A 13,419-nucleotide genomic window follows, 5' to 3' on the forward strand; every position below is an offset into this window, starting at 1 on the left:
CGGCGTATATGAGCGGCGCACGCACAAGCGCGCTTGCGACCTTGCGCAGCCAGATCGAGCGCATCGAGACGGCGGAGGTCGTGCATCAGCATGATCGCGTCGCGCTTGGCCACGGCGAGGTCGACAGCGCGCTGAAGGGCGGGCTCGCGCGCGCGGCGATCCACGAGGTGTTTTGCGAGGGGCGCCAGGGCGCCGCCGCGACCGGGTTTGTCATGGGTGTTGCGGGACGCGTGACCGCGCGCCGGCCGCTGTTGTGGGTGCGGCAGGATTTTTCGGAACTGGAAGCCGGCGCGCTGTCGATGAGCGGGCTCGCCGAGCTCGGCCTCGACCCGCGCCGCGTGGTGATGGTGCGCGCGGCCGATGTCGAGAGTGCGCTGCGCACTTCGGCCGATGCACTGGCCTGCGATGCGCTCGGCGCGGTCGTACTCGAGCTCTGGGGCGAGACGCGGCAATTCGATCTCGTGGCGAGCCGCAAGCTGACGCTGGCCGCGCAAGGCTCCGGCGTCACCGGCCTGCTGTTGCGGATGGCCGCGCAGCCGCTGCCCTCGACTGCCGAGACCAGATGGATGCTGCGCGCGGCGCATTCGCCGCCGGGCACGATGTGGAATGCCTGGGGCGCGCCGCGCTTCGATGCCGAGCTGTTGCGCAATCGTCATGGCCCGTGCGGCCGGTGGATCATGGAATGGAAATGTGATGAGTGCCAGTTCAGTGAACCGTCGACGTATTCTCAGCCTGTGGCTGCCGCGCCTGCCCATCGACCGGATCCAGCGGTTCTTCAACGGCGGGCTGGGTAAGACCAAAGCGTTTTCGAGCGAAGTGGGTACCGGTTCGCGTGAAGAAAACGCGTCAAAACAAAAAGACGAGCCCAGCATCGTCGTCATCAAGGAGACCAATGCGCTGGTGATCCATGCGCTTGACGATGCGGCGTCGCGGCTGGGCCTGCATATCGGTCAGCCCCTGGCCAATGCGCGGGCGATGTGCCCGGACTTGCGGGTGTTCGACGCCGATGTCGTCGCCGATGCGAAGACGCTGAGCGACATCGCCGACTGGTGCGACCGTTTCACGCCGCTGGTGGCGCTAGATCCGCCGCACGGGCTGTTCCTTGATATCACCGGCTGCGCGCATCTGTTCGGCGGCGAAGCCGCGCTGTTGCAGACGCTCATTCGCGCGCTCGGCCGACAAGGCTTTGCCGTCAGCGCGGCGATTGCCGGCACCTCGGTCTGCGCGCGGACGCTGACGCGCCAGGTCACAGGCACCATCGTCGTCGATGGCGGGGAGGCGGAGGCGATCAGCCGGCTGCCGGTGTCCGCGCTCGGCGCGGGCGAGGCCATCACCACCGGCCTGCGCCGTGCCGGCCTGAAGACCATCGGCGATGTCGCATCGCGCGGCGCCCACGAGATCACGGCGCGGTTCGGCGCGCGGTTCTCCACGCTGCTCGCGCATGCGCTGGGGCAGGGCGATGCGCCGATCAATCCGCGAAAGCCGCTGCCTGACTACATCGTGGAGAAGCGCTTTGCCGAGCCGATCGCGACCGACACGATGATCGCGATGACGCTGTCGCGGCTCGCCGACACGTTGATCGCGTCCATGGAGAAGCAGGGCAAGGGCGCGCGGCGGCTGGAAGCCGCCTTCTTCCGCACCGACGGCGTGGTGCGCGCGATCATGGTCGAGACCGGACGGCCGGTGACGCGAAGCGCCGTCATCGACCGCCTGTTCCGCGAGCGGCTCGATGCGCTCGCCGATCCCCTCGATCCCGGCTTCGGCTTCGACATGGTGCGGCTGTCGGCGAGCCGCACCGAGATCGTGGTGCAGGAGCAGCGCGATCTCGACGCCCATGTCCACGACAATGACGAGCTCGCCGCGCTGATCGACCGCATCGCGGCGCGGATCGGCGGAAAGCGCGTCGTCGTGCACCTGCCGCAGGACACGCATGTCCCTGAATGTGCGGTGCTGGCCGCGCCGGCGCAGCATCACCTTGCCGCCGCCATGCAGGCCGAATGGCCGGCGCGCGCCGAGGGCGAGCCGCCGCTGCGCCCCTTAAGGCTGTTCGACAAGCCGGAGCCGGTCACAGTGCCGTTCGCGACCGTGCCGGATGGTCCGCCGCATCAATTCACCTGGCGGCGCGCGAAACACGCGGTGGTGCGGGTGGAAGGGCCCGAGCGCATCGCGATGGAATGGTGGCGTCAGGACGGCAAGCAGTTGACGCGGGATTATTTCCGCATCGAGGATGCCGAAGGCCTGCGCTTCTGGATTTTTCGCGACGGTCTTTACGAGGGGGAGGTGTTCGACGCCGACGGCAAGCCCGCTCCTCCCAACTGGTATGTGCACGGTCTCTTCGCATGAACACGCCTGCTTATGCCGAGATCGGCATCACCACCAATTTCTCCTTCCTGCGGGGCGGTTCGGATCCGCGGGCCTATGTGCATCAGGCGAGCATCCTCGGCATTCCCGTGATCGGCATTGCCGATCACAACACGCTGGCCGGCGTGGTGCGGGCCTACAAGGAGCTCGACAATGACAAGGTGCTGCACAAGCCAAAACTGCTGATCGGCGCGCGCATCGTCTTCATCGACGGCACGCCCGACATTCTTGTCTATCCGCGCGACCGTGCGGCCTATGGCCGGCTCTGCCAGCTTCTCACCCGGGGCAAGCGCGGCGACGACGTCACGCGGATCGAGAAGGGCGAGTGCCGTCTTGCCTTCTCCGATCTCCTCGCGTTTTCGGAAGGCCAGCTCCTGGTCTTGACCCTGCCGCATCGCTTCGAGCCGGCGCAGGCGCTGGATGTCCTTGCAAAGCTCAAAGCGACCCGCGCCGAGGGCGTGTGGCTGGCGGCGAGCCTGGTCTATCGCGGCGATGACCGACGCCGCCTGGCGCGGCTCGACGATCTCGCGACGACGGCAAAGGTGCCGCTGCTCGCGACCAACGAGGTGCTCTATCACGATCCTGCGCGCCGTCCCCTCCAGGACGTGCTCACCTGCATCCGGGAAAAGACCACGATCGAGGCGGTCGGACGAAAGCTCGAGGCCAATGCCGAGCGCTTTCTCAAAACTCCGCGCGAAATGTCGCGGCTGTTCCGTGACTTCCCCGACGCGATCGCGGAGACCATGCGCTTTGCCAACAAGATCGACTTCTCGCTCGACCAGCTTAGATATCAATATCCGGACGAGCCGGTGCCGCCGGGCAAGACCGCGCAAGGGCATCTGGAGGACCTGACCTGGGCGGGCGTCGATAAATATTTCGCCGGCAAGATCGATGACAAGCTGCGTGCGACACTCAAGAAAGAGCTCGCGCTGATCGCCGAGCTGAAATACGCGCACTACTTCCTCACCGTGCACGACATCGTCCATTATGCGCGCAGCCAGAACATCCTGTGCCAGGGGCGGGGATCGGCGGCGAATTCAGCGGTGTGCTACGTGCTCGGCATCACCTCGGTCGACCCGACCAAGGTCGATCTCTTGTTCGAGCGCTTCATCTCCAAGGAGCGGCTGGAGCCGCCCGACATCGACGTCGATTTCGAGCATTCGCGGCGCGAGGAGGTGATGCAATATGTCTATCGCCGCTATGGCCGTCACCGCGCCGCGATCATCGCCACGATCATCCATTATCGTCCGCGCAGCGCCATCCGCGACGTCGGCAAGGCGCTGGGCCTGACCGAGGACGTCACCGCCGCGCTCGCCGACACCGTCTGGGGAAGCTGGGGCAGTGGCCTCAACGACATGCAGGTGAAGCAGGCCGGGCTCGATCCGCAAAACCCCATGATCAACCTCGCGGTCGAGCTTGCGACCGAGCTGATCGAATTCCCGCGCCATCTCTCCCAGCATGTCGGCGGCTATGTGCTCACCCAGGACCGGCTCGACACCTATGTGCCGATCGGCAACGCCGCGATGGACGACCGCACCTTCATCGAATGGGACAAGGACGACGTCGACGCGCTCAACATGATGAAGGTCGACGTGCTTGCACTGGGCATGCTGACCTGCATCCGCAAATGTTTTGACTTGATCGACCAGCACAAGGGCGAGCGCTGGGTTCTGGCGAGCGTTCCGCAGGACGATCCGAAAGTCTACGACATGCTGTGTGACGGGGAGTCGCTCGGCGTGTTCCAGGTCGAGAGCCGCGCCCAGATGAACATGCTGCCGCGCCTGAAGCCGCGGACCTTCTACGACCTCGTGATCGAGGTCGCGATCGTGCGGCCGGGGCCGATCCAGGGCGACATGGTGCATCCGTATTTGCGACGACGGAACGGCCAGGAGAAGGTGAGCTATCCCTCGCCATCGCCCGAGCATGGTCCCGCGGACGAGCTCTACAAGGTGCTGCACAAGACGAAGGGCGTGCCGCTGTTCCAGGAGCAGGCAATGCGCATCGCGATCGAGGCGGCCAAATTCACCTCCGAGGAGGCCAACGGCCTGCGCCGCTCGATGGCGACCTTTCGCAATGTCGGCACGATCGGCCAATACGAGGAGAAGCTGATCGGCAACATGGTCGCGCGCGGCTACGATCCCAACTTCGCCAGAAGCTGCTTCGACCAGATCAAGGGTTTTGGTTCCTACGGTTTTCCGGAGAGCCACGCCGCGAGTTTTGCGCAGCTCGTCTACATTTCGTCATGGCTGAAATATCATCATCCCGATGCGTTCTGCTGCGGCCTCTTGAACTCGCAGCCGATGGGCTTTTACGCGCCGGCGCAGATCGTCGGCGATGCCCGCAAGAACGGCGTCGAGGTGCGCGACATCGACGTGTCCTACAGCTTTGCGCAGAACACGCTGGAGCAGGGGAGCGGCAAATATTGCGCGGTACGCCTCGGCTTCCGCCAGATCGACGGTTTTCATTGGTTGGACGAGGATGAGGAGCGCCTGAAACACTCCCAGCTGTCATTCCGGGGCGACGCGTCAGCGTCGAGCCCGGAATCCATAACCACGATCGGGAGTATGGATTCCGGGCTCGCGCCAAGAGGCGCGCCCCGGAATGACGGCGGAGCGTTAGACTGGGCCGACCGCATCGTCGCCGCCCGCAACCGCCGTCCCTTCACCTCGCTCGAAGATTTCGCCCGCGACACCGGCCTGCCCAAGCGCGCGCTGATCCTGCTCGCCGATGCCGACGCCTTCCGTTCGCTCGGGCTCGATCGCCGCGAGGCGCTGTGGCAGGTGCGGCGGCTGCCAGATGACGTGCCGTTGCCGCTGTTCGAGGCCGCCACCGCCCGTGAGCAGCCCGACGAGCATGCAAAGCCATTGCCCTTGATGCCGCGCCCCGAGCAGGTGGTCGCGGACTACCAGACCATCCGGCTATCGCTGAAGGGCCACCCGATGGAATTCCTGCGCGAGATGTTTTCGCGCGAGCGCGTCGTCGCCTGCAAGGACGTCAATCATCAGAACGAGCGGCGGCGCGTCCGCTGCGCCGGCGTGGTGCTGGTCCGGCAGCGGCCGGGCAGCGCCAGCGGCGTCGTGTTCATGACGCTGGAGGACGAAACCGGCATCGCCAATGTCGTGGTGTGGCCCAAGATCATGGAGCAGTACCGCAAGGAGGTGATGGGCGCGCGCCTCATCCTGGTCGAAGGCTATATCCAGAGCAGCCCCGAGAAGGTGACGCATCTCATCGCCCAGCGCATGGTCGACCGCTCGCACGATCTGATTGGACTGGCCAACGATGCCTTGACCCGCAGGCATCCGGTGCCATCAGGCGCCGCCCTGATCGAGCCGCTCAACGACGACCGTCGCGACCACGCGGATGCCCCGGCACAGAAAATCCGCCACCCCCGCAACGTCCGCATCCTGCCGCCGTCGCGGGATTTTCATTGAGGTTGTCGCGCGGGATGCTGCCACGCCGTCATTGCGAGCGTAGCGAAGCAATCCAGACTGTTGCCGCGGAAAGATTCTGGATTGCTTCGCTGCGCTCGCAATGACGAGTTTGTTGAAGCGATCGCGCCTCACTCTCAGTCGTCATACCCCGCAAAGGCGGGGTATCCAGTACGCCGCGGCCTCTCGGTTCTAGCCGCACTGTCTCTGGAATACTGGACCGCCCGCCTTCGCAGGCGATGACAGCGTGCCCCTCAAAAATTCACCCGGTTCGAGATCGCGCCGTCCACGACCAGATTGGATCCCGTGGTGAACCCCGACACCGGGCTGGCCAGAAACACCGCCGCGCTTGCGATCTCCTGCGGCGTTGCCATGCGGCCGGTAGGGTTGCGCTTCATCGCATCCTTGTAGCGCTCGGGCATGTTCTGCTCGATCGTGTTCCAGACGCCGCCCTTGAAATAGACGGTGCCGGGCGAGACCACGTTGACGCGGATCTTCTTCTTCGCATATTGCCGCGCCAGCCCCTTGGCCATGTGGATCAGCGCCGCCTTGATCGGGCCGTAGGAGCTCGCGAGATCGGCCTGTGCCGCCGAGATCGAGGCGATGATGACGAAGGCTGCGTCGCCGCTTGTCTCGCCGCTCGCCTCGAGGAACGGTCGCGCGGCATCGAACGCATGCACGGCGCCGAGCACGTCGAGCCGGAAGTTCTGCTCCCAGGACGCTGCATCCTGACCTTGCGCCATCGCGCCGGCATTGGAGAACAGCATGTCGATGCCGCCGAGCTCCTTTGCAGCGCCCTCGACCCAGGACTTCAACGCCGCGCCGTCGGTGACGTCGACCGGGCTGCCGGTGGCGCGGATGCCGCTCGTCTTCAGCTCAGTGACGGTGGCGGCAACCTGATCCGCATTGCGCGCGCACACCGCGACATTGGCGCCTTCGCCGGCCAGCGTCGCCGCAATCGCCCGCCCGATGCCGCGCGTGCCGCCGAGCACGATGGCGTTCTTTCCCTTGAGACCGAGATCCATTGTTTTGTCTTCCTTGTTGTTGGTCGCGCGCCGTCGTCGCGAACGAAGCGCAGTGCCTCCTCCAATGTCGTCCTGGCGAAAGCCAGGACCCATTACCACGAACTTGCGCTGCTGTGCGATGTTGTGGCCAAGACGTGCTGTAACAACATTCGACCGGGGTAATGGGTCCTGGCTTTCGCCAGGACGACACCGAGCGTGTGGTTAGGTTGCTTCGCCTGCGGCGACGACCTCACTCCGGTGCCGCCCCCACCGGCGGGCCGCCGGGCGGGCGGTGCAGGTAAGTCAGCGAGACGTAGGCGCCGGCCCAGGAGCCGAGCGCCGCGAAAGCGACATAGAAGGCGTTTTCGGTGTAGCTGATCACCGCGTAGGAGGAGAGCAGGTACCAGACCGCGCTCCAGTTCGCCGCTGGCACGCGCTTGCGCGCGATCACGGCGGAGGTGAACATGACATAGACCGCGTCGGTGGCCGCCGTTGCGATGAACACGGCGCCGGCGGTAAGGGGATCGATGGCGGCCATTGCATTCCTTTCTGCGATCATGACATGGTCGCGAAAAGTACAGCATGATCCGGTAAAGTGCGCAGCGGTTTTCCGGAAGGATCGTACGCAAAACAAATAACCCGAAAGGGAGAGAAGCGGCCATGCAAAGCCCTGCCGATATTCTCGAGGGCATCTGGACCTCCGCCGGCGGCGATAAGGCCGCGCTTGCACGCGTGCGACTGACCGGCGAAGAGCCGCAGATCCCGTCCTCGTTTCGTGTCGCTGTCGCCGGCCAAACCACAATCGCTGCCGCGGGCCTTGCTGCCGCCGAAATCTGGCGATTGCGCAGCGGCGAGGTGCAGGACGTCCATGTCGACATGCGCCATGCCGTGGCCGAATGCCGTTCGGAGCGCTATTTGCGGCTCGACGACAAGCCGCCGCCACCGGCCCGGGACGCCATCGCCGGCGTCTACAGCACAGGCGATGGCCGCTTCGTCCGCTGCCACACCAACTTTCCGCATCACCGCGACGCGGTCTGCAAGGTGCTGGCTTGCGAGGCGGAGCGCGAGAAGGTGCAGGCCGCGTTGATGCGGTGGAAGGGCGAGGATTTCGAAACCGCGGCCTACGCTGCCGGCGGCGTCGTTGCCCTGATGCGCTCTCACGACGAGTGGTCCGCACTGCCGCAGGCACGTGCGCTCGCCGAACTGCCGTTGATCTCGATCGAGGAGATCGGCGAGGCCCCGCCAAAGCCGTGGCCTGAAGGCGATCGCCCGCTCGCCGGCCTCCGCGTGCTCGATCTCTCCCGCGTCATCGCGGGCCCCGTCGCCGGCCGCACGCTCGCCGCGCACGGTGCGGATGTGCTCCTGGTCTCGGGGCCTGAGTTGCCCGCCATTCCCTGGCTCACCATCGACACCGGCCGCGGCAAGCTCACCACCTTCATCGAGCTGAAGAGCGAGGCGGGCAGGGCGCAGATGCGTGCGCTGTTGAAGGACGTCGACATCTTCTCGCAAGGCTATCGCCCGCACGCGCTCGCAGCTCTGGGCTTCTCGCCCGAGGAGGCAGCGAAGATCAATCCCGGCATCGTCTACGTGACTTTGTCAGCCTACGGTCATGCCGGACCCTGGGCCGAGCGGCGCGGCTTCGACTCTCTGGTGCAAACCACCACCGGCTTCAACCATGCCGAGGGGAAGGCCGCCGGCATCGACGGTCCCAAGGAATTGCCGGCACAGATACTCGATCACGCCACCGGCTATCTCATGGCGTTCGGCGCGATGATGGCCAGGGCGCGCCAGGCCCGCGAAGGCGGCAGCTGGCACGTGCGCGTGTCGCTGGCACAGACCGGCCGCTGGTTGTGGAATCTCGGCCGGCTCGACGGCGGACTGGACACCCCGGATATTACGGGCGAGGCCGTACATGCAGCGTTCATCGAGAGCATGCCATCTGGCTTCGGCACGTTGAATGCGGTGCGCCATTCGGCGCTGCTGTCGAGAACGCCGGCGCAATGGAGCCGTCCGGCGATGCCGCTCGGCAGTCATCCGGCGCAGTGGCCGGTGAGAAGCTGACACTGAGCTTACTTGGCTTACTTGGAGCTGACGCGTCGCAAAATTTTAACGCAAACGGAAAGGTGCCGGGCGTTTTTTAGGTTGTTTGAAATCTGAATTCGGCACTATTAGCGCGACCGATGAGGCAATTGTTTGCCGAGATCGTCGCAGACATGACCGGGCCCCATGGTAGTTGAAAATACCAAGCGATTGCAGGTGCTTACAAAACAGCGGGTGATCTCATCCGTAGTTTTACTGGCACTCGCCGGCGCCGGTGCCTACGGCTTCCTCTATGCGGGGGCCAAGGAAAAGAGTCATTCCGAGGTCTCCAGCCAGTCGCGCAGGAATGCGCAGAATTTCACGCCGACCCCGTCCGAATGGGCGACCCTGACGATCGAGCCGGTCAAGGCCAAGACCTTCCGGGCCGAATATGTCACCGAGGGCAAGGTCGCGGTCGACGAGGACCGCTCGACACCGGTGTTCTCGCCCTATGCGGGCCGGGTCACCAAGCTGCTCGCCAAGCCCGGCGAGATGCTGAAGCAAGGTCAACCGCTGTTCACGATCGAGGCCGCCGACACCGTGCAGGCCCAGAACGATTTCATTGCGGCGATGACCTCGCAGAACAAGGCGAAGTCGGCGATCGATCTTGCCGACATCCAGTTCAAGCGGGCCAAGGATCTCTATGAGGGCCACGCCATTCCGCTGAAGGACTATCAGCAGGCGGAAGCCACCCAGGTCCAGGCGCAGAACGACATGCGCTCCTCGGCGACGGCGCTGGAAGCCGCACGCAACAAGCTGCGGATTCTCGGCTTCACCGACGAAACCATCAAGGCGTTCCAGGACAAGGGCGTCATCGATCGGGAGATCACGATCTACTCGCCGATCTCCGGCACGGTCGTGCAGCGCAAAATCGGCCCGGGCCAGTACGTCAATTCCGGCGCCAGCGATCCGGTCTTCGTGATCGGCGACCTTTCCACAGTCTGGCTCACCGCCTTCGTGCGCGAGAGCGATGCGGCCGCGGTGTGCATCGGGCAGGACATCACCGTCAACGTGATAGCGCTGCCGGGCCGGCCGCTGACCGCCAAGATCAACTACGTCGCCGCCGCGATCGATCCCAGCACCCGCCGTCTGCTGGTTCGCGCCACCATCGACAACAAGGACGGCGTGCTCAAGCCGGAAATGTTCGCCAACGTCACGATCTACTCGGCCGGCGACCGCGCGGCACCTGCGGTGCCGAAACAGGCGTTGATCTATGAAGCCGACAAGGTTCGCATCTGGGTGGCGCGCGAAGACAAGTCGGTCGAGCTGCGCCAGATCAAGATCGGCCTGATCAACGGCAACCTCGTCGAAGTCACGAGCAACCTGCAACCCGGCGAGCAGATCGTCACCAAGGGCAGCCTGTTCATCGACCGCGCGGCGTCCGGCAGCTGATCGACGACCCAAAAACTGAAAACAAACTGAAGACCTGAATGGATCGTCTCGTCGCCCTTGCCGTCAACCGGCGCTACCTGATGGTCGGCATGTTCGTTGCCGTGCTGATCGGCGGCTTGATCGCGTTCAACCAGCTCAATATCGAGGCCTATCCCGACCCGACCCCGCCGATGGTCGACATCGTGACGCAGAGCCCGGGCCTGTCGGCCGAGGAAATCGAGCGTTACATCACGATCCCGATCGAGACCCAGGTCGCGGGTCTGAAGAACCTCACGACCATCCGCACCATCTCGCTCTACGGCCTCTCTGACATCAAGCTCCAGTTCTCCTTCGCCTACACCTACGACGAGGCGTTGCAGCAGGTCTTGAACCGCCTGGCGCAGCTCGCGCCGCTGCCGGGCAATGTGCAGCCGCAGATCTCGCCGCTCAGCCCGATCGGCGAGATCTTCCGCTACCGCCTGGTCGGCCCGCCGAACTACAGCGTGCTCGACCTCAAGACCATCCAGGACTGGATCCTGCAGCGCCGCTTCCGCGCCGTGCCAGGCGTCATCGACGTCACCGGGTGGGGCGGCAAGAGCAAGACCTACGAGCTCCAGGTCGATTTCAACAAGCTCGTCGCCAACGGCCTGACGCTGCCGCAACTGCTCCAGGCGGTCGGCAATGCGAACGTCAATGTCGGCGGCAACACCGTCAATATCGGCCAGCAATCGGCCGTGGTGCGCGGCGTCGGCCTGATACGTTCGATCGACGACCTTGCCAACACCATGGTCTCGCAGACCAACGGCAACCCGGTGCTGGTCAAGGACGTCGCCACAGTCACGGTCGGGCAGAGGCCTCGCCTCGGTATTGCCGGCATCGACGATGCCGACGACATCGTGCAGGGCATCGTCCTGATGCGCCGCGGCGAGCAGAGCTCGCCAACCATCAAGCGCGTCCACCAGCTCGTTCAAACCATCAACAACTCCAGCATTCTGCCGCCCGGCGTGCGCATCGAGCGCATCTACGACCGCGGCGACCTGATTGAGCTCACGACCCACACCGTGCTGCACAACATGGTGGTCGGCATTCTGCTGATCGTGCTGTTGCAGTGGATCTTCCTCGGCGACCTGCGCAGCGCGCTGATCGTCGGCGCCACCATTCCGTTCGCGCTGTTCTTCGCGGTGATCATCCTGGTGCTGCGCGGCGAATCGGCGAACCTGCTGTCGGTCGGCGCGATCGATTTCGGCCTGATCGTCGATGCCACCGTCATCATGGTGGAGGCGATCTTCCGCCGCCTGACGCAGACGACGCCGGTGTCCGAATCCGAGCACATGTCGTCCGAGACGCTGTTCGGCATGAAGAGCCACGCCATCCTCAGCGCCGCGGCCGACGTGTCGCGCTCGATCTTCTTCGCCGCCGCCATCATTATCGCGGCCTTCCTGCCGCTGTTCACGCTCTCCGGTGTCGAAGGCAACATCTTCGGACCGATGGCGCGCACCTATGCCTATGCGCTTGCCGGCGGGCTGCTGGCCACCTTCACGGTGACGCCGGCGCTGTCCGCGATCATCCTGCCCGCGCATGTCGAGGAAACCGAGACCAAAGTCATGTTGATCCTGCACCGGATCTACATGCCGGTGCTGCATTGGGCCGTCGCCAATCGCGGCATCATGCTCGGCGGTGCGGTCGGCCTCGTGCTGATGACGGTGGCGCTCAGCCGGCTGCTCGGCCTCGAATTCCTGCCCAAGCTGGAAGAGGGCAATCTCTGGATCCGCGCCACGCTGCCGCCGACCATCTCGCTCCAGGAAGGCAACACCTACGTCAACGAGATGCGCAAGGTGATCCGCGCCCGGCCCGAGGTGGAATCGGTGGTGTCGCAGCACGGCCGTCCCGACGACGGCACCGACGCGGCCGGCTTCTTCAACGCCGAGTTCTTCGCGCCGCTCAAGCCCGTGAGCCAATGGCCCGGCACGCGCGACAAGGAAGAGCTGACCGCGCAACTGCTCAAGCAGCTCGACGACCGCTTCCCCGGCGTCGAGTTCAACTTCTCGCAATATCTCCAGGACAACGTCTCCGAGGCCGTCTCCGGCGTGAAGGGCGAGAACTCGATCAAGCTGTTCGGCAGCGATCTGCAGGCGCTTACCGACACCGCCAACAAGATCAAGCAGGTGCTGTCGACGGTGCAGGGTGTCACCGACCTTGCGGTGTTCACCTCGCTCGGGCAGCCGACCATCCAGATCGACATCGACCGCGCCAAGGCCGCGCGCTACGGCCTCGCACCGGGCGACATCAACGCCACCATCAAGGTCGCGATTGGCGGCGACACCGCGGGCGATCTCTACGAGCCCGGAAGCGACCGCCATTTCCCGATCATCGTTCGGCTTGCGCCGGAATACCGCCGGAGCGCGGAGGCGATCCAGAACCTGCGCATCGGCGCGCCGGGGCCGAACGGGACCGTCACGCAGATCCCGTTGAGCGAGGTCGCCACCATCAGCCTCGTCTCGGGCGCGGCCTACATCTACCGCGAGCAGCAGGAGCGCTACCTGCCGATCAAGTTCTCGGTCCGCGAGCGCGATCTCGGCAGCGCGATCCGCGAGGCGCAACAGAAGATCGCCGACCAGGTGCAACTGCCGCCCGGCTCGCACATGGACTGGGTCGGCGAGTTCGGCAATCTCCAGGACGCGATCCGGCGCCTGTCGATCGTGGTGCCGATTTCGCTGGCGCTGATCGGTGTTCTGCTCTGGTTCAATTTCGGCTCGATGACCGACACGCTGCTCGCGATGAGCGTGATCCCGATGGCGATCTTCGGCGGCGTGCTCGGGCTGTTGATCACCGGCACGGCGTTCAGCGTCTCTGCGGCGATCGGCTTCATCGCGCTGTTCGGCATCGCGGTCATGGATGGCATCATCATCCTGTCGCAGTTCAACCAGCTCATCGAGGAAGGCATGGACCGCGTGAGCGCGGTGATCCGCACCGGCGAGCTTCAGCTTCGGCCCGTGCTGATGACCTGCGTCGTCGCCGGCGTCGGCCTCTTGCCCGCTGCCCTGTCGGAGGGCATCGGATCGCAGGTGCAGAAGCCGCTCGCGGTCGTCGTCGTCACCGGCATGATGCTGGCGCCGGTCGTGATCCTGGTGACCTTACCGGTCCTGATCTCCTTCTTCTCCCGTCGTGCGCGCTGA

General features: G+C 65.0%; 8 protein-coding genes. 6 read left to right on the forward strand and 2 right to left on the reverse strand.

All coding sequences use genetic code 11. The features are described from left to right. Positions 1–8: 8 nt before the first annotated feature. Genes ACE10W_RS11940 through ACE10W_RS11950 form a run of 3 tightly spaced genes read left to right on the forward strand, consistent with a single transcriptional unit; the run spans position 9 to position 5,792 of the window. Complete coding sequence (locus tag ACE10W_RS11940; RefSeq protein ID WP_304551724.1) at positions 9–794, forward strand: ImuA family protein; 786 nt, start codon at positions 9–11, stop codon at positions 792–794. Further along, positions 694–2,343 carry a DNA polymerase Y family protein gene (locus tag ACE10W_RS11945; RefSeq protein WP_161535796.1) on the forward strand — a complete coding sequence of 550 codons (1,650 nt, stop codon included), beginning with the start codon at positions 694–696 and terminating at the stop codon, positions 2,341–2,343. The genes ACE10W_RS11940 and ACE10W_RS11945 overlap by 101 nt, the downstream gene beginning before the upstream one ends. Then, positions 2,340–5,792: an error-prone DNA polymerase gene (locus tag ACE10W_RS11950; protein ID WP_304551725.1), complete on the forward strand. Its 3,453-nt coding sequence runs from the start codon at positions 2,340–2,342 to the stop codon at positions 5,790–5,792. The genes ACE10W_RS11945 and ACE10W_RS11950 overlap by 4 nt, the downstream gene beginning before the upstream one ends. Before the next feature lie 251 nt (positions 5,793–6,043). Here ACE10W_RS11950 and ACE10W_RS11955 read toward each other — a convergent pair whose 3' ends face one another. Both ACE10W_RS11955 and ACE10W_RS11960 read right to left on the reverse strand, forming a co-directional pair. Continuing rightward, positions 6,044–6,814, reverse strand: coding sequence for an SDR family NAD(P)-dependent oxidoreductase (locus ACE10W_RS11955; RefSeq protein ID WP_038965747.1), 771 nt, complete (start codon positions 6,812–6,814; stop codon positions 6,044–6,046). A 229-nt stretch (positions 6,815–7,043) separates the two neighbouring features. Further along, positions 7,044–7,331 (reverse strand): hypothetical protein, encoded by a 288-nt coding sequence (locus ACE10W_RS11960; protein ID WP_028172312.1) that lies wholly within the window; start codon positions 7,329–7,331, stop codon positions 7,044–7,046. 122 nt (positions 7,332–7,453) lie between these two features. Between ACE10W_RS11960 and ACE10W_RS11965 the strand changes: the two genes are divergently transcribed. The 3 genes from ACE10W_RS11965 to ACE10W_RS11975 all read left to right on the forward strand — a co-directional run bounded on the left by ACE10W_RS11965 (position 7,454) and on the right by ACE10W_RS11975 (position 13,419). Next, on the forward strand, positions 7,454–8,854 hold the full coding sequence (locus ACE10W_RS11965) for a CoA transferase (RefSeq protein ID WP_304551729.1): 1,401 nt from the start codon (positions 7,454–7,456) through the stop codon (positions 8,852–8,854). Positions 8,855–9,019: 165 nt separating this feature from the next. Beyond that, complete coding sequence (locus ACE10W_RS11970) at positions 9,020–10,264, forward strand: efflux RND transporter periplasmic adaptor subunit (protein ID WP_304551730.1); 1,245 nt, start codon at positions 9,020–9,022, stop codon at positions 10,262–10,264. Between the two features lie 38 nt (positions 10,265–10,302). Then, on the forward strand, positions 10,303–13,419 hold the full coding sequence (locus tag ACE10W_RS11975; protein ID WP_028172309.1) for an efflux RND transporter permease subunit: 3,117 nt from the start codon (positions 10,303–10,305) through the stop codon (positions 13,417–13,419).

Origin of the sequence: Bradyrhizobium sp. B025 (assembly GCF_042257955.1) — a bacterium.
Classification (GTDB): Bacteria; Pseudomonadota; Alphaproteobacteria; order Rhizobiales; family Xanthobacteraceae; genus Bradyrhizobium; species Bradyrhizobium diazoefficiens.

What these genes read in the sequence shown, in the direction of transcription:
- ACE10W_RS11945 (WP_161535796.1), top strand. Translation starts at nt 694, where the DNA reads ATGAGTGCCAGTTCAGTGAACCGTCGACGTATTCTCAGCCTGTGGCTG.
- ACE10W_RS11955 (WP_038965747.1), bottom strand. Translation starts at nt 6,814, where the DNA reads ATGGATCTCGGTCTCAAGGGAAAGAACGCCATCGTGCTCGGCGGCACG.
- ACE10W_RS11970 (WP_304551730.1), top strand. Translation starts at nt 9,020, where the DNA reads ATGGTAGTTGAAAATACCAAGCGATTGCAGGTGCTTACAAAACAGCGG.
- ACE10W_RS11975 (WP_028172309.1), top strand. Translation starts at nt 10,303, where the DNA reads ATGGATCGTCTCGTCGCCCTTGCCGTCAACCGGCGCTACCTGATGGTC.
- ACE10W_RS11950 (WP_304551725.1), top strand. Translation starts at nt 2,340, where the DNA reads ATGAACACGCCTGCTTATGCCGAGATCGGCATCACCACCAATTTCTCC.
- ACE10W_RS11965 (WP_304551729.1), top strand. Translation starts at nt 7,454, where the DNA reads ATGCAAAGCCCTGCCGATATTCTCGAGGGCATCTGGACCTCCGCCGGC.
- ACE10W_RS11940 (WP_304551724.1), top strand. Translation starts at nt 9, where the DNA reads ATGAGCGGCGCACGCACAAGCGCGCTTGCGACCTTGCGCAGCCAGATC.
- ACE10W_RS11960 (WP_028172312.1), bottom strand. Translation starts at nt 7,331, where the DNA reads ATGGCCGCCATCGATCCCCTTACCGCCGGCGCCGTGTTCATCGCAACG.